This is a genomic window from Paenibacillus helianthi (assembly GCF_001909055.1).
GTDB lineage: Bacteria > Bacillota > Bacilli > Paenibacillales > Paenibacillaceae > Paenibacillus_AQ > Paenibacillus_AQ helianthi.
In genome coordinates this window covers 53,441-70,217 of the sequence record NZ_LVWI01000040.1, presented here as the reverse complement: position 1 = coordinate 70,217, position 16,777 = coordinate 53,441, and the positions used below count along the sequence as shown (strand labels likewise).

General features: G+C 51.1%; 12 protein-coding genes and 1 riboswitch. Of the genes, 3 read left to right on the top strand and 9 right to left on the bottom strand.

Annotated elements, in window-relative coordinates:
- Positions 1–193: 193 nt before the first annotated feature.
- Together A3844_RS14600 and A3844_RS14595 are read right to left on the bottom strand one after the other, a co-directional pair.
- Complete coding sequence (locus tag A3844_RS14600) at positions 194–1,282, bottom strand: C40 family peptidase (RefSeq protein ID WP_074103523.1); 1,089 nt, start codon at positions 1,280–1,282, stop codon at positions 194–196.
- 212 nt (positions 1,283–1,494) lie between these two features.
- Positions 1,495–2,364 carry a cation diffusion facilitator family transporter gene (locus A3844_RS14595; protein ID WP_074084991.1) on the bottom strand — a complete coding sequence of 290 codons (870 nt, stop codon included), beginning with the start codon at positions 2,362–2,364 and terminating at the stop codon, positions 1,495–1,497.
- A gap of 138 nt (positions 2,365–2,502) precedes the next feature.
- On the opposite strand from A3844_RS14595, the gene A3844_RS14590 reads away from it, so the two are divergent.
- Positions 2,503–2,688: a hypothetical protein gene (locus tag A3844_RS14590; protein WP_074084992.1), complete on the top strand. Its 186-nt coding sequence runs from the start codon at positions 2,503–2,505 to the stop codon at positions 2,686–2,688.
- Positions 2,689–2,796: 108 nt separating this feature from the next.
- Here A3844_RS14590 and A3844_RS14585 read toward each other — a convergent pair whose 3' ends face one another.
- Together A3844_RS14585 and A3844_RS14580 are read right to left on the bottom strand one after the other, a co-directional pair.
- On the bottom strand, positions 2,797–4,422 hold the full coding sequence (locus A3844_RS14585; protein WP_074084993.1) for an ABC-F family ATP-binding cassette domain-containing protein: 1,626 nt from the start codon (positions 4,420–4,422) through the stop codon (positions 2,797–2,799).
- Between the two features lie 120 nt (positions 4,423–4,542).
- Entirely contained in the window at positions 4,543–5,532 is a 990-nt protein-coding gene (locus A3844_RS14580; RefSeq protein ID WP_074107746.1) for an MBL fold metallo-hydrolase, read from the bottom strand.
- A gap of 235 nt (positions 5,533–5,767) precedes the next feature.
- Here A3844_RS14580 and A3844_RS14575 point away from each other — a divergent pair, with 235 nt between their 5' ends.
- Together A3844_RS14575 and A3844_RS14570 are read left to right on the top strand one after the other, a co-directional pair.
- Positions 5,768–6,901 (top strand): virulence factor, encoded by a 1,134-nt coding sequence (locus tag A3844_RS14575; protein ID WP_074107745.1) that lies wholly within the window; start codon positions 5,768–5,770, stop codon positions 6,899–6,901.
- Positions 6,902–7,000: 99 nt separating this feature from the next.
- Positions 7,001–7,215, top strand: a riboswitch (Lysine riboswitch).
- A gap of 135 nt (positions 7,216–7,350) precedes the next feature.
- A complete protein-coding gene (locus A3844_RS14570) occupies positions 7,351–8,844 on the top strand; it encodes an amino acid permease (RefSeq protein ID WP_074084996.1) in 1,494 nt (497 codons plus the stop codon).
- Between the two features lie 88 nt (positions 8,845–8,932).
- On the opposite strand, the gene A3844_RS14565 is transcribed toward A3844_RS14570, so the two are convergent.
- The 5 genes from A3844_RS14565 to A3844_RS14545 form a co-directional block, all read right to left on the bottom strand.
- Positions 8,933–10,072 (bottom strand): transglutaminase domain-containing protein, encoded by a 1,140-nt coding sequence (locus A3844_RS14565; protein ID WP_074084997.1) that lies wholly within the window; start codon positions 10,070–10,072, stop codon positions 8,933–8,935.
- Between the two features lie 337 nt (positions 10,073–10,409).
- Positions 10,410–12,791: a glycoside hydrolase family 95 protein gene (locus A3844_RS14560; protein WP_074107744.1), complete on the bottom strand. Its 2,382-nt coding sequence runs from the start codon at positions 12,789–12,791 to the stop codon at positions 10,410–10,412.
- A gap of 112 nt (positions 12,792–12,903) precedes the next feature.
- The gene (locus A3844_RS14555) at positions 12,904–14,652 is read right to left on the bottom strand and encodes an ABC transporter substrate-binding protein (RefSeq protein WP_074084999.1); all 1,749 of its coding nucleotides are present in this window, start codon (positions 14,650–14,652) and stop codon (positions 12,904–12,906) included.
- Between the two features lie 196 nt (positions 14,653–14,848).
- Entirely contained in the window at positions 14,849–15,748 is a 900-nt protein-coding gene (locus A3844_RS14550) for a carbohydrate ABC transporter permease (RefSeq protein WP_178382428.1), read from the bottom strand.
- Between the two features lie 13 nt (positions 15,749–15,761).
- Positions 15,762–16,742: an ABC transporter permease gene (locus A3844_RS14545; protein ID WP_074085000.1), complete on the bottom strand. Its 981-nt coding sequence runs from the start codon at positions 16,740–16,742 to the stop codon at positions 15,762–15,764.
- Positions 16,743–16,777: the final 35 nt, after the last annotated feature.

Below are 16,777 nucleotides of genomic sequence, written 5' to 3'. Positions count from 1 at the left end.
GCAGATCTAAATGATCCTGTACGGCTTATTTATGTCAGGGGTCTGCAACGGGGAATTTCAATGAACATAAAAACAGAGGCTATCCCTTCAGTAGAATCAATCTACTAAAGGGATAGCCTCACAAAACACCCGCCCTAGTTCACCCGTCACAAACTTGTCCTGCTGTCGCTTCGCATCTCTACTATTCTATATTTTAGCGGATGACCGAGCCCCCGTAAAGGAAACGATTCACCCAAGAAGCGCTTAATTTATCAACCCGTACTCCGCCTGAAGCCACTGAATAGGTCTGAAGCAGCTGACCATCCCCCAAATACATAGCTACATGCGTAATTCTGGCCGTCAACTTGTCAATTCCGGCATATGCGGAAACCGAGCTGCCTTGGTAATCCGTGAAGAACATCAAATCTCCACGCTTCAGTCCGGAAATATCGGTGACTACCGTACTGTTCTGCTTAATCCAGTCACCCTGCTGCCGGGAATCGGCAGGAAGCTTCAGATTGGCTGCATCCATAAAAATCTGCCGGATAAAATCGGAGCAATCAAAGGTGCTGGTATCGCTGCGGCTGGAGCCGAACTCATAAGGGGTTCCAAGGTAGCCCATCCCTGCAGCAATTACACTCTCAATGACTGCCGCCTGTGGCGGAGCCGTAGGCACCGGTGCAGGTGTTGGTGCTGGCGTCGGTACTGGTGTTGGCACTGGTGTCGGCACTGGTGTCGGAGCAGGAACCGGCAATGCCGTACCTCCATCCACTAAAATGTATTGATCCGACGAGCTTGTATATCCAACATTACCATTAGCCGTTCTTACCTTGTACCAGTAGCTATTCGGTGCTTCCAAAATGGCAACCTGATCATCTTTATATAGATATCCCGTAATCTGCCCGCTCGTTGAAGGGGTATCCCGAAGACGGACTGTAGCTTGAATCACTGCTGTTTGTACTGCCGGAGCTGCGGCCACTTGGATATACTGCTCTCCCCTGCTTGTATATCCAACGTTACCGTCTACGGTTCTGACTTTGTACCAATAGCTGTTCGTTTCTTCCAGGATAACAACCTGGTCGCCCTTATTTAAATATCCCAGCACTTTTCCAGTTGTTGATGGAGCTGTACGCAGACGGACAGATGATACAATAACACCTGTTTGCGCTGCGGATGCCGAAACGGATGATTGGGCAGAAACAGAAGCGGCTTGCGCCTGCTGAGGATTGAACATCCCCAGTGATACCGCAAGTGATGCCGAGACCAGCAAAAATGATGCCAGCCCTTTATATGATACGATCATAGCGTTCCCCCGCTTAGCATAATGAGAAATTCAACAACGGCGCGCGCTTCGTTTGTTGCTTTCTGCCCTCATTATAGGCTTGACCGGGAAATGGAACATGCTCCAAATTTCACAAAAAAGCTTGCCAACTTATGGTAACTACCGGGTCTATAGTCTCGAATTCTCCTTGGATTTGGTGGAAATTACAGCTAATTAGAAGAAATTAAGGAATCTCAAGGCTTCGGTTCGACATGAACCTGCACATTCATGATGTTATGCAGCTTGCTCATCCGCTCCTCAATAGAGTCACTGATGGCGTGGCCTTGCTTCACTGTAATCTGGGCATCGACTTCCACAACCACATCCACCAGCACATGATTCCCGTGAACACGGGCCTTTAAGTCCTTGATACCTTCGACTCCGGGTGTGCGGGCAATCGTGCTTCGTAGATCCATCAGCTGATCCTGGTCGAATCCGTCCGTCAGGCGGTACGTTGAATCACGGAAAATATCCCATGCCGTCTTCAGTATCAGCAAACCGACAGCGACGGCTGCGGCGGAATCAATCCAGGGCAGACCGAATTGTGCCCCGGCAATTCCTACCGCGGCACCAATGCTCACCATAGCATCCGAGAAATTATCCTTCGCTGCAGCCATCAGTGCGTTGTTATTAATCTGTCTGGCGAGCCGTTTGTTATATATGTATACACCCATCATGGCTGCTGCACAGACGACTGCCACCCCGGCTGACCATAGCTGCGGCGTGGCCTTGGCTCCCTCAAACAGGGAGCGGACGGCCTCCACAATCACCTGGATGCCAACCATCGCCATGATAAAGGAAGCCAGGAGCGCCGCTACCGTCTCCGCACGGAAATGTCCGTACGTATGATCGGAATCAGGCGGTTTCCGTGAAATACGCAGACCGATCAGCACCGCAAGCGAAGCAACAATATCGGTGAGGTTGTTGAACCCATCCGCAAGCAGCGCACTCGAACCGAACACATAGCCGCTGATCAATTTGAAGGCCGATAGAATAAGATAGGCGATAACACTAATTAGAGCGCCCCGTTCACCTTTACGTATATCATCATAAATATCAACCAACCTTCATCCCCCCCTACTACTCTCTATACTGTTCCCGTGCCCTGGCAGATCATTCTTTGAATTATTCTTGCCCTTGTGGCAGCATTTAAAAACAATTAGAATAAAGGAAAGGACTTGCTACCTAAGGGGGTTAACATAATGAGCGAGAACCATGAAAAACCAAAAATCAATCTGGCGGATGCCATCCGTCAAAAACTGGAGCAGAAGAAACAGCACGCTTCCGGCAAGCCTGGTTCCACCTTTCAAGCCGGTTCTGCCAAACCGCTGAAAAGCCAGAATAACAAAAAGCCCAACAATCAGCGCCGCCGTACTGGCGGTTCCTAAGTAAGGTACTTGTTTATATTTGGAACATAAACGGCTGCGTTATCCCTTTCGGGACGACGCAGCCGTTTTTCTTATGAACATTGCTTGTTCAAGGCTTCTATATCATTCTTACACTTCTACAGGATACATCCGGGCACGCATTTCCTTGATTTCCGGATTCTCCAGATACTCATCATAGGTCATGGAGCGGTCGATAACCCCTGCCGGTGTAATTTCAATAATACGGTTGGCGATGGTCTGAATAAACTGATGGTCATGGGAAGTGAACAGAATCGTGCCATCAAAATCAATCAGTCCGTTATTGAGTGCAGTAATCGATTCAAGATCCAAGTGGTTGGTGGGCTCATCAAACACGAGCACGTTGGCACCGTTTAGCATCATCTTGGCCAGCATGCAGCGAACCTTCTCGCCCCCGGACAGCACACTTGCTTTCTTCAGCGCTTCCTCACCAGCGAACAGCATCCGTCCAAGGAATCCGCGCAGGAAGGTTTCGTCCTGATCCTTGGAGTATTGACGCAGCCATTCTACCAAATTCATGTTCACTCCATCAAAATAGCTGGAGTTGTCTTTCGGAAAATATGCCTGTGTTGTTGTCACGCCCCAAGTATATTCGCCGGCATCCGCCTCTTTCTCGCCCATAATCACATCGAACAGCAGTGATTTTGGCTGAGAGTAAGGACCGACAAAAGCAATTTTGTCGCCTTTGTTGACCACAAAGCTGATCTCATCCAGCATCTTCTCGCCTTCCACCGATTTGCTCAGCCCGCTGATGGTAAGCAGTTGCTTGCCGGCTTCACGCTCAGGTTTGAAGTTGAGGAACGGATATTTGCGGTTCGACGGGCGGATATCGTCCAGCGTAATCTTCTCCAGCTGTTTCTTACGGGAGGTCGCCTGTTTGGACTTGGAAGCATTGGCGGAGAAGCGCTGGATGAACGCCTGCAGCTCCTTCATCTTGTCTTCCTTCTTCTTGTTCGAGTCACGCTGCAGCGCCTGGGCCAGCTGACTGGATTCATACCAGAAGTCGTAGTTGCCTACATACATCTGGATTTTGCCGAAATCGATATCGGCAATATGTGTACATACCTTGTTCAGGAAATGTCGGTCATGGGATACGACGATAACAGTACCTTCATAATCCATGAGGAAGTTCTCCAGCCAGCCGATGGATTCCAGATCCAAATGGTTGGTAGGCTCATCGAGCAGCAGGTTATTCGGACGTCCGAACAGGGCTTGCGCCAAGAGTACCCGGACCTTCTCGTTGCCGCTGAGTTCGGCCATTTTCTTATCATGCATTTCACGCATAATACCAAGCCCGATCAGCATAGCAGCAGCATCAGGTTCTGCGTCCCAACCGTTCAGTTCAGCAAATTCGCCTTCCAGCTCACCGGCGCGTAGTCCGTCAGCTTCGGTGAAATCGCTTTTGGCATAGAGCGCATCTTTTTCCTTCATGATGTCATACAGGCGGGTATGGCCCATAATTACCGTTTCCAGTACCAGATACTCGTCATACTCGAAATGGTTCTGTTTCAGTATGGCCAGACGTTCGCCGGGTGTGATATGCACATCGCCGATGTTGGCTTCTATCTCTCCGGACAGAATTTTCAAAAAAGTGGATTTACCCGCGCCGTTCGCTCCGATCAGGCCGTAGCAGTTGCCGGGTGTGAATTTTATGTTGACATCCTCAAATAGTGCGCGTTTTCCGTAGCGGAGTGTTACGCCGCTTGTACTGATCATTAAGCATTACCATCCTTTTCACTTAGGGTTCCGGCTCATTATAGCATAAAAACAAGGAAAAAAGCCCGAAGATCCGCCTATAAAGTATAGTTTTACCCAATAAACGGATACATGTAATCTCTATTGGGCTGGTGTCCGCTCCGCCGGATGTACAATCAGCGTTTCCCCATAAGCCAGTGTACGTATACGTTTCCCGTCAATTCCATGTGCCAGGCGGGCCTGTTCCATCCGGTCCAGCGCCTCCCGGGCCGTGTCATCCGCCAGCCGGAAGGTTCCAAAGTGCATGGGAATCATCAATTCCGCGCCTACATCCATAAAGGCCTGAATGGCCTCCTCGGGAGTCACATGCTGCGAGCTCATGAACCATTCCGGCTCATAGGCACCGATCGGCATCAGCGCCACATGCAGCTTGAAGCGGCTGCCAATTTCTTTGAATCCCGGGAAAAAGCCGCTGTCTCCAGCAAAGTACAGATTGGGAGGCAGCTCATGCGCGGCTCCGTCACCCCGGGGATGCTTGCCGGGCTCAGCAGGCTGCAGCACAAACCCGCCCCAGTGGGAGGTATTGGTATCAAATGGCGTCCGCCGCGTCCAGTGCTGTGTCGGAACAAAGGTCAGCTTCACGGCTCCCAGGGTAAGCTCCTCCCACCACTGCATTTCCAGGCAGTTCGCAAAGCCTTTGCGCACCATCTTGCGCTTCAGTCCCACCGGCACCACGAGGGTGGTCCCCGCCCTGTACAGCTTGCGTATAGATGCCAGATGCAGGTGATCATAATGCGAATGGGAGATCAGAATGAGATCCACCGGGGGGATGCCGCTGAGCGGAATACCGGGCTGGCAGATCCGTTTTTCAAACCCCAGCCGCTGTGCCCATACGGGATCGGTAATGATATTCATCCCTTCATATTGAAGCAAAAATGTCGAATGCCCAATCCAGGTTATTGTCGTATCAAGACGATTCTTAATTAGATAGTCCAGCTTGGGCGGATGATTCGGCACTTTATAGGAGTAGTCCTTCTTCTTCATCCGCCGCTCCTCGCGCCACTGGCGGAGCTGCTTGAGCGTTTTGTCGGTACTGACATTGTCAATGTTATTGTAGCGTAATCTGGCCATTCCGCATCTCTCCTTAACAAGTTGCCGGAAAATATACTTTATTCTAACTATAGGATTCTACGAATGGTTTTGCAAAATCGCGTAATACCCAACCCTTATGTTACAAAGTTTAACCATTTGGTCCCAGGCTTAAGCGGAACGGTGCTGCAACTCTTTTGTATTGAGTGGCCAAAATGAGGTAAAATGCGGGTAAAGTACTTACGGTGCTTACGCCGTTTAAAGAGGAGCCAAGCGTATGAAGATTACATTTATTGAACCGACTCCCAGTCCCAATACGATGAAGCTTCATCTCGATGAGACTCTGGAGGCCGGAGTCCGCCGTACCTATACACCGGAGAGCCAGCGTTCCGCCCCTTCCTGGGCGCGGGAGATGCTCACTATTCCTGGAGTCACCAGCATTTATCACGCGGCCGATTTTGCTGCTCTGGAGCGTAGAGGCAATGCCGACTGGGCAGCGATTCTACGCGAGGTCCAGACCCGTTTCGGTGCGGAAGGCCTGAGCGCCGACTTCAATCTGGAGGATGAAAATGCCGGTGCCCACTTCGGGGAATCACAGGTATTCGTGCAGATGTTCCGCGGGATCCCGATCCAGATCCGCGTCAAGACCGGCGCGAGTGAGGAGCGCATCGCCCTCGCCGCCCGGTTCACGAAGGCGGTAACGGATGTGGCCAGCGCCGTAATGATCAAAGAGCGCAAGCTCACCGATTACGGCGTGCGCTATGGCGAGCCAGGCGCTATCGCGCGCGAGGTCGAGCAGGAGCTGGAAGCGGCGTATCCGCAGGAACGCCTCGACTCCCTCGTGCAGCAGGCCATCGCGCACGGGGCTGGCGGCGAGTTCATCGAGCAGCGGCAGAAGAAGGAACAGGCCGAGCTGCTGCGAGACCTGAAGGACGAGGACTGGCGCGTGCGCTACGCCGCGCTGGAGGATCTTCAGCCTACGGCAGACCTCCTGCCGGAGCTGCGCACGGCGCTGCACGACCCCAAGCTACATATCCGCAGGCTTGCGGTCGTGTACCTGGGCGACATCCGCACGCCCGAGGCGATGGAGCTGCTCTATGAGGCGATGGCAGACAGCGCCCCGGCCGTGCGGCGCACGGCTGGAGACACGCTGTCCGACATCGGCGATCCGGCAGCGACGCCGGTGATGACAGCGGCGCTTACAGACAAGAGCAAGCTCGTCCGCTGGCGGGCGGCACGCTTCCTCTACGAGGTTGGCACAGCTGAAGCTCAGGACGCGCTGAGCCTTGCTGCGGACGACCCGGAATTCGAGGTCGGCCTGCAGGCCCGAATGGCGCTGGAGCGCATCGCATCGGGTGAAGAGGCTGCCGGTACCGTCTGGCAGCAGATGTCGGAGCGCCGGAGAACCTGACGTTAACCTGCCTTAAATTGTCATTGCTTGCTCAGCCAAGTTGCATTATACTAATCCCTGTTGTGTTCATATCGTTACAAGATAGCCTCATCATACCTAAGATGAGGTAGAGGTCGCGGATATAAAGAGTACGCGCGTGGAGACGCTATAAGAGCCGTCTGTGAAACGCCGCCGAAAGGAATATCCGCCGAAGTCTGCGCCGCTGCTCTTATTAAGCAGTGCAGGCTGGGGCCGTCGCCGAAAGGCACGGAACTGTCACAGGGCTTGGCCCGTCAGGAGACTGCGGCCAGGCACTGTGTTGCGCTATCTGAACAGGGAGTATGGTGCGGAGCTGTAAATACAGGAAACCGCAGAATCCGTCTGCGGTTTTTTTTGTGCTTGCAGGATGGATATGCTACTTGGTTAGAGCCCTTGAACAGAAACATCACAATTAAGGGAGTGTTCTATTCATGAAAGCTAAGAAAGACGAACAGCAGCACATAACGGCACAGAGCAGTAATCCTGCCGCTCCGGGGCTGCGCAAAACCTTCAAAGCCAGACATTTAACCATGATCGCGCTCGGCGGATCCATCGGAACCGGGCTGTTCCTGGCCAGCGGCGGCGCTATCGCTTCTTCCGGACCGGGAGGCGCGCTGCTGGCCTATACAGCGGTCGGCATTATGGTATATTTTCTTATGACCAGCCTTGGAGAGCTGGCAACCTACCTGCCGGACTCCGGCTCCTTCAGCACCTACGGCACGCGGTTTGTCAGCCCTGCCTTCGGCTTCGCCATCGGCTGGAACTTCTGGTACAACTGGGCCGTCACCATCGCTGCCGAACTGTCCGCTGCCACAGTGATTATAAAATACTGGTTCCCGGACAGTCCTTCCGTGCTCTGGAGCCTTCTGTTCCTGCTGCTGATGTTCGGACTGAACTTCATGTCATCACGCGGTTACGGCGAATCGGAGTACTGGTTTGCAATTATCAAAATTATCACCGTAGTGGTGTTCCTGGCTGTCGGTGTGCTGATGATCTTCGGGATTATGGGCGGCAAGGCGGTAGGCCTCAGCAACTTCCAGCTTGGCGGGAGCTCCTTCCATGGCGGCTTCTTTGCCTTCGTCGGAGTCTTCATGGCTGCCGGCTTCTCATTCCAGGGTACTGAACTCGTCGGGGTTGCAGCAGGGGAGAGCGAAAACCCGCGCCGCAATGTGCCACTGGCCATCCGCCAGGTATTCTGGCGCATCCTGATCTTCTACATTTTCTCCATTCTTGTGATCGGGCTGCTTATCCCTTATACCAATCCGGATCTGCTCCGCGGCGGCATCGATGATATCGGTGTCAGCCCGTTCACCATTGTCTTCAATAAAGCAGGACTTGCGATTGCCGCATCCGTCATGAATGCTGTCATTCTCAGTTCTGTACTGTCAGCCGGAAACTCCGGCATGTACGCTTCCACCCGGGTCCTGTACGCAATGGCCAAGGATGGCATGGCACCGCGTGCGCTCGGCAGACTGAACCGCCGCGGAGTACCCGTAGGCGCTCTTCTCGTGACTACTGCCGTAGGCATGCTGGCTTTTCTGGCCTCATTCTTTGGTGACGGTGCCGTCTATAATTGGCTGCTTAATGCTTCGGGGATGTGCGGATTCATTAACTGGCTGGGCATTGCGGTGTGTCATTACCGTTTCCGACGGGCTTTTGTAGCCCAGGGCCATTCGCTGGATGAGCTGCCTTACCGGGCCAGATGGTTCCCCTTTGGGCCGTTGTTCGCACTGGCGCTATGTCTCATTGCCGTATTCGGACAGAACCTTGGTGCTTTCACAGGCGGCACCATCGATTGGTACGGCATCCTCGTCTCCTACGTCAGCCTGCCGCTGTTCCTGCTAATCTGGATCGGTTACCGCTGGTTCCGCCAGAGCCGCATTATCCCGCTGGATCAATGCGATCTGAGCACTCACGCAGATTAACAGGTGAATTTAATAGTCAATAGCAAAACAGGGATGTCCCGCAGCCAAATGGCTCGGTGGCATCCCTGTTTTGCTGAACCGCTGAGGGTTATTTCCAGGTCACATATACCTTCAAATCCCCGGTGTTATCAAACGGAGTAGTGTTATACGATAGGTTCTCCAGGCCTAAGCCGTACAATCCCTGCAGATCGATTTTGAGCAGTCTTTCGGTGCCCCGGTAACGGAACAAAAGGGACTGTTTACCTGACGCCACCGCTTCCTTCACGAGGGTATTCAACTCTGACGCAGAAGTAACCACCTGTCCCTCCTCATACAGACGATAGTCGAGCTTCTGCTGAAGGTCCTTGTATACAGACACGTTCTGCCCTCCGCGGCTCACCAGCTCGGACAAGGTCTGCGCGTAGCCGACGGATGCTGCCGGATAGGACTTGGTCCAGCTGTGATCATGCCGCATCTGGGCATCAGTCCGCAGATAGTAAAGCGTACTGATACCGCCCTCCGGGCTTGGTGTTGGATCGTCCCAGGTGGTATCCAAGTGGTACCAGCGCCCGTCAAGCTGGACCAGGTTCCAGGCATGCGATTGGGCAGGTCCACCTGCCGGTCTTGCTGTACCTTCAACAATTTTATTAGGGATACCCGCACCCAGAAGCAATTTATAAGTTAGCAGAGAATATCCCTGGCAGACAGCACTACCGGTCTCTAATCCTTCGTAAGCTGTATATTTGCGGTACGTAGCATCATATTGCAGATGCAGCACCACCCAGTCATGAATAACCTTCACCTTCTGGTGATTGTTCATCCCAGGAGTAATAATCTGCTGCAGAATCGTCTTCACCTGCTTGTTCACCAGAGCGGTCTGCTGCAATGTCTCCCGGTACTCCATCTGCACCGTTATGTTGGCTGAGCGGCTGCCCCCCTGGTAAGAAAAAGCGTAGCTGTCAATAATATAGTAGAGGTAAGGGTCACTGCCCATAGCCTGGTCAATGGCCTTTTGCACCAAGGATTTCAAATTGGCGGTCTTTCCTTCATATACGAATGTGATGTTCTCTCTCCGGTTATTCATTGCTGCAGTCAGCTTCTGGGCCATTTCCGTTCCCGATTGAAGCACGGTTTGAGTGCTGGCCGCATAAGCCTGGTCCCAACCCCAGTATAGTGCCGGCGGCAGAGCCGCACATATAAGCACGCCTCCCAGAATGGTCTTCATCAGCGACAAATGCTTTTTCCCCATAGATCCTGTTCCTCCTGCATGCCCTATAATGGCTCACCCAATAGTATGTACTGTATAGTAGATGCCGAAAATCCAGTCTGCACAACCGTAGCATCCCATATACCTTGCATTTTATTCTTGGAGCAATTCCCATCGTAAAATCTTGCTATATATTCTCTATTATCGGTTCGCCACAGCCGCAGAATAAGGCCCGCAGCTAAACAATGTCCTTAGCGATTGTAAAACATATAAATCTGAATATGCAAAAAAACTGCTTCCCGGCAGTTCCTCTGCCAGAAAGCAGTATACAATGTCCGCCGCCATATTACCACAGCTTCAGTTCTGCATGAATGCCCTTTTACACGCTTGCAATAATACTGTCTCCAGCCTTCATGTACAGCGGAGTTCCGGGTTCTGCCACCGTGCCGCCCTGTAGCTGAAGCTTCAGCTCACGCGAATAGCTCAACCGGCATAAGCTATCCTGCCCGGCTGTAATCTTGGCAGAGACAAGTACATGGTCCTGCCACTCGATATCCACCACGAAGCCACCCCGGGCTCTAAGCCCTTCCACCCGGCCGTTGTTCCAATGATCCGGCAGTGCGGGCAGCAGGCTGATTTCACCCAGATGGCTCTGCAGCAGCATTTCCGCAATCCCTGCGGCAGCTCCGAAATTCCCGTCAATCTGAAACGGCGGATGGGCATCGAACAAGTTCGGGTACACGGAACGGGTTAGCAGCGTACGCACAAAACCGTATGCGGCGGCTCCATCCTTAAGCCGGGCGTACAGATTGATCAGCCATGCGCAGCTCCAGCCGGTGTGGCCTCCACCGGAGGCGATCCGCTTCTCCAGTGACAAGCGGGCGGCTTCCAGCAGATCCGGAGTTTCCTTCTCATTAATCATATTCCCGGGATACAGCCCATACAAATGGGAGACATGACGGTGCCCCGGCTCAGACTCGGTGAAATCCTGGAACCACTCCTGCAAGCGCCCGTCTCTACTGATCTGCAGAGGGAACATGCGGGCAGCCGTCTCTTCCAACTGAAGCCGGAAGTCTTCGTCAACACCGAGAATATTTGCGGCTGTGAGGCAATTTCCGAACAATTCGCGGATAAGGCTCATATCCATAGCCGAACCCATAGAGATACTGCACGGCCGGCCATCTTCCGTTACAAAACGGTTCTCCGGCGAGGTAGAGGGACTCGTAATCAGCATGCCATCCGGCCCTTCCGTCAGCCAGTCCAGACAGAATAACGCCGCCCCTTTCATCAGCGGATATGCCGTCTGTGCAAGGTATTCGCGGTCCGGGTTAAACGCATAATGTTCCCACAGGTGGCTGCTGAGCCATACCCCGCCCATTGGCCAGAAGGCCCAGCTGGCATCCCCGCCCGAAGGGGATGAATGACGCCACAGATCCACATTGTGATGGGCAACCCAGCCACGGGCCCCATAATGAATAGCGGCTGTTCTTGACCCGGTGACACTGACCTCACGAATCAAATCGATCAAAGGTTCATGACATTCACTCAGATTGCAGACCTCAGCCAGCCAATAGTTCATTTGTGCATTAATATTGGTGGTATAGTTGCTGTTCCATGGCGGTGTCAGATGAGGATTCCATATTCCTTGTAAATTGGCAGCCTGGGTACCCGGCCGGGAACTGGCCATCAGCAAATAACGGCCATATTGAAATAAAAGAGCCTCCAGTGCCGGATCGGACTGACCTTCCCGGTATGCAGCTAAACGCTGGTCCGTCGGCAGTGCAGCTGCTTCCCAGCCCCCGAGATTGAGGTCCACACGGCGGAAGATGGCCTGGTGGTCATCCACATGACGTTGCCGCAGTTCCTCATGCGGCCTCTGCGCAGCCGCCGATAATCGCTCTGCGCAAATTTCCGCAGGACTTGGAATTGTCGTAGAGATTTCAGCCAGGTCGGTGCGGATATGCGCCGCCTTTTGCTTCAGCTCTTCGTAAGTTGTACCCGCAGCAAGCAGCAGTACTACGCTATCCGCCCCGGAGATTACAATCTTTCCTTCTACTGTCTGCACACTTCCGCCGGTAACCTTCGCCTCCAGCTGCAGTTCAAAGCCAATACCTAGTCCCTCCTCATACTGGACCGGGTACGGATGATCCCCAAAATAATTATCGGCTACATACGTAGGACACTGCCCGCGCATCGTCAGCTTTTGCTGTCCGCTGCTTTGTACACTATGTTTCAAGAGGCTATCCAATGAGATGACCAGCTCAAGCTTCCCCTTTATCTCACTTGCCACCCGAACCACGCAGACTCCATCCGGAGCGCTGATAAAAGCCTCACGGGTAAATGTACAATCATCCGTTCGATAGGACACGGTGGCAATGCCGCTGTCCAGATCCAGCTCCCGGCGGTACCCCTCAGTATTCTCCACTCCCGGATGCTCCAGATACAGATCGCCCAGCGGTAAATACGGCTGTGTGTTTACACCAAGCATACGCGTGTTAATAAGATCCTCAGCCCCGCCATAGTTGCCTTCTGAGACCAGCCCGCGCACCTTCTTCAAATAACGCTGAGCTTCGTAATTGTTGCTGTCACGGGGAAACCCTGCCCATAATGTATCCTCATTAAGCTGAATGCGCTCCTTGGCTGCTCCGCCGAACACCATAGCTCCCATATGCCCGTTACCGAGCGGCAGCGCTTCTTCCCAGACCGCTGCCGGCTGGTCATATTTCAATATCCAGGTGTGTGCTTTGCTCTCCTCCGCCATTCCCTCTCCTCCTCCAAGTCCCTAACTACAGGCAAAAGGCCCTGACCAAAGTCGGGCCTTTGCTTTACATTAGCAGATAGCAGATAAATGCTTCAATTACTAATTTGTTAGATTACAAATCCTTGCCAGTCCACAGGGATACTCTTGCTTTTACGAGATCAGTGTATTCAGCTTCCATCTTTTCAGCACCGGCTTTGTTCAGCTCAGCGATGAATGCATCATATACCTTATCGAAGTCAGCTGGTTTGGACAGGATGGCTTCTGGAATACGTTTACGGATAATATCCTGCGTTTTCTTGAAGGTAACCTGATAATCGCCATCTGTAGGAGTAGGCATGTTGTACAACGCGCCCCATTCCTTAACCGGGAAGTCGGATTCCTTAGGGAACAAGTCCTTCCATGTTGTAGCTTTGTAAGCCTTCAAGGTTTCTTTCTCAGCATCAGAATATGCAGCTACGATTTGTTCAGGGAAGTTAGTAGTGTAGTAGTTGCCTGTGGAATCCTTCACACCGTCACCATAGTGAGCAGTCAAAGCTGTGTACAGGCCAATCCCTGTTTCTTTGGCAAAATTGTTAGCGTCATCTGTTTTCTTCTTTTGAACATCAGCAGGAATTACACGTTTGCCGTCTGCGTTAACCGTATATTGTTTTCCTTCAATACCCCAGTTCATCAGCACCTGGCCTTCGTCAGAAGCAAGCCAGTCCAGGAACTTAATGGCGCGAACCGGATCTTTACAAGCGGTAGTAATGGCGATTCCAGATGCATCAACACCTGCAGATTGGAAAGAATGGTCTTTGTACTCATCGGTCAAAGTTACAGGGAAATGAGCATAAGTATACTCGTCTTTACCTGCTGCCTTCAGAGCATTCTCACCGTCTTGGTATTCCCATTCCTGGGAGATCAGACCGAGCACGCGTCCGCTGGCCACTTTAGCTTTATATTGGTCATCTTTTTGTACAAAGGTATCTTTGTCCAGCAGTCCTTCGCTGTACATGTGGTTCAACCAACGGAAATATTCTTTTTCAGCTGGACGTTTGTAGTGAAGTTGTGCTGCATATGTCGTTGGATCTACATAATATTCACCATCATCCGGTGCCCCAGTGGTTAGGAATGCCGGGTTGGTAACCGTGATCATGATTTTCCAGTCATCTGCATTCAGCGTAAGCGGAATGGTTGGCTGACCGTCGGTTTCAGGATGTTTGGCTACATAGTCTTTAAGCACCTTTTCATAATCTTGAACGGTCTTCACTTGAGGATATCCAAGTTCTTTCAATACACGCTGCTGAATTTCAAAACCGCCTCCGGCGTCAAAGGATTGTTGGTCAACCCCGGCATTTGTAGGAATGGAGTAGATTTTTTGATCGTCTTTGCTGTATTTCAAACGCTTCATATTATCGCCGTAGACCTTTTTCAAGTTAGGCGCATACTTGTCGATCAAATCTGTCATATCGATAACCAGACCTGCATCAACCAGTTTACTTAGATTACCTTTAGCAAAGATCAGATCAGGCACGTCACCGCTGGCTGCCATCAGAGAAATCTTTTGTTCACCGCCGCCGCTGCCTACATCATATTCAGCATTCAGGGTTACACCGGTTTTTTCCGTAATGACTTTACCTACTTCGTCCTGCATTTTGTTCCAGTTAGGGCTGGCATCAGCACCAAAGAATGAGAATGTAACGGGGCTGGTATCTGCAGTTGTATTGGCTGCACTATCGGTAGCAGTTGCAGTCGACGCATTATTTCCGGTGTTAGCCGCATTTTTACTGTTGTCAGCGTTGTTGTTTCCGCCACAGCCGGCAATCAGCATGGAACTCATGAGCATGAGCGTGAAAGCAGTCTTGATACTCTTGCTTTTCATTTTTTATCCCCCTTGTAATGTGTGTTTCATCTATGCATATCAGGATAGTCCTGAATATACCATTGATAACGCTTGCAAAACCAATATAAATATAATTCCAATTCTTATTCTTTGAAAAAGATCATTGGGAATGTTTCCTGATCCGTCCATTGTTGAATCAGGAAACACGATCCCATGAATCTGTTCCATGCTTGGCCTAAGCCTTAACTGCACCTAACGTCATACCGCCTACAAAATACTTTTGCAGGAATGGATACACCACAAGAATCGGTACTGTTACTACAATAGTAATAGCCATCTTGATGGATTCAGGCGATATTTGCGCCATCTGCTTCGCCATATCATTAGCATTGACCATGCCGCTGCCCTGGTTGGTTGTTGCCAGCACCTTCATCAGCTCATACTGGAGCGTAGTCAGATGCGGCTTATTACCGTTATACAGATAGGTGGAAAACCACTCATTCCATTGTCCTACAGCCAGGAACAAAGTGATTGTTGCTAGTACGGGCATACAGAGCGGCATGATGATCTTGTAATAAATCACGAAGTCATTGGCGCCGTCCAGCTTCGCCGATTCCTGCAGGGCGAAAGGCAGCCCGTCCATGAAGGAACGGATGACGAACACGTTGAAAGCGGAAACTGCACCCGGCAAAATGTAAATCCAGAACGTTCCAATCAGATTCAAATCTCTCATCAGAATGTACATAGGTACCATACCGCCAGAGAAATACATCGTCATTGCCAGGAAATACGAAACAAATTTCCTTGCTCTGAACTCCGGACGGCTTAGTGTAAAGGCCAGCATCGAAGAGCTTATAAGCCCTAGAATCGTACCGGATACAGTCCGGAGAATTGAGATTTTGAAGCCTTGAATCAGCCCTGTGTAGCTGAAGATCTGTTTATAGTTATCAAGCGTCAGAACCCTCGGCCAAATGTAAATGCCCCCTCGGACGGTGTCTGTAGATTCATTTAAAGAAATCGCGAGCACGTTCAAGAAGGGATACAACGTCACGAGCATTATGATCCCAAGAAAAATGTATAGAAAGATGTCGAACACACGTTCAGACTTTGTCATTTGAAAAGCTTTGCCTGCCACCCTTATCCCCTCCTTACATGATGCTTTCTTTAGTGAATTTCTTCATAACACCGTTGGCTGTAAGCAGTAAGATTACACTGACTACCGAGGTGAACATGCTAATGGCTGTACCATAGGAGAACCGCCCGATCTGAATCCCGTACTTAAGCGCATAGATATCCAACACTTCGGAATAATCCGTAACGAGATTGTTGCTGAGCTGGAACTGCTTTTCGAAGCCAATACCGATCAGATGTCCAATGGACATAATCAGCAATACCGTAATAGTGGTACGAATACCCGGCAAAGTAATATTGAACATTTGCTTGATTCTTCCGGCACCGTCTACTTTTGCAGCTTCATAGAGTTCTTTATCGATCCCTGTAATCGCTGCCAAATAGATAATCGCATTCCAGCCCGTTTCTTTCCACAGATCCGCTGCCGTTACAACACCCCAGAACATCTTAGCCTTCGCCATGAACTGAATCGGCTCGTCTATGATATGAAGATGTGTCAACAGATCGTTGACAATCCCTCCGTCGATCGCGAGTGTCTTATAGACAATCCCGCCAACAACAACCCAGGATACAAAGTGAGGCAGGTAGGATATGGTCTGAACCGTTCTCTTGAAAACACTCCCCCGCAGCTCGTTTAGCATTACCGCAAAAATTATCGGAACAACGAATCCGAATACGAGTCCAAGTCCACTCATGGCCAGGGTATTTCTCAGAACAAGATAGAAACGTTCATCATGGAAAAGCTCCTTAAAATTCTTAAGCCCTACCCATTTCTGATCTCTAAACGACTTGATCGGTTTATAATTCTGAAATGCCATCAACCATCCCCATAAGGGCACGTAACTGAAAACAAATACCCAGATCACGAACGGTAGAGACATCAGATACAAGTACTTTTGCTGCAGTACGCTTTTCCAAAATCCACTATTCCGTTTCGTAGGTGGGACAGGGGTTACGCTTTCATTAACTGTAACACCATTCTCCGTGAGCGCTTTCACGTTCAATATTCCCCCTTCGTTTTGTATACACATAT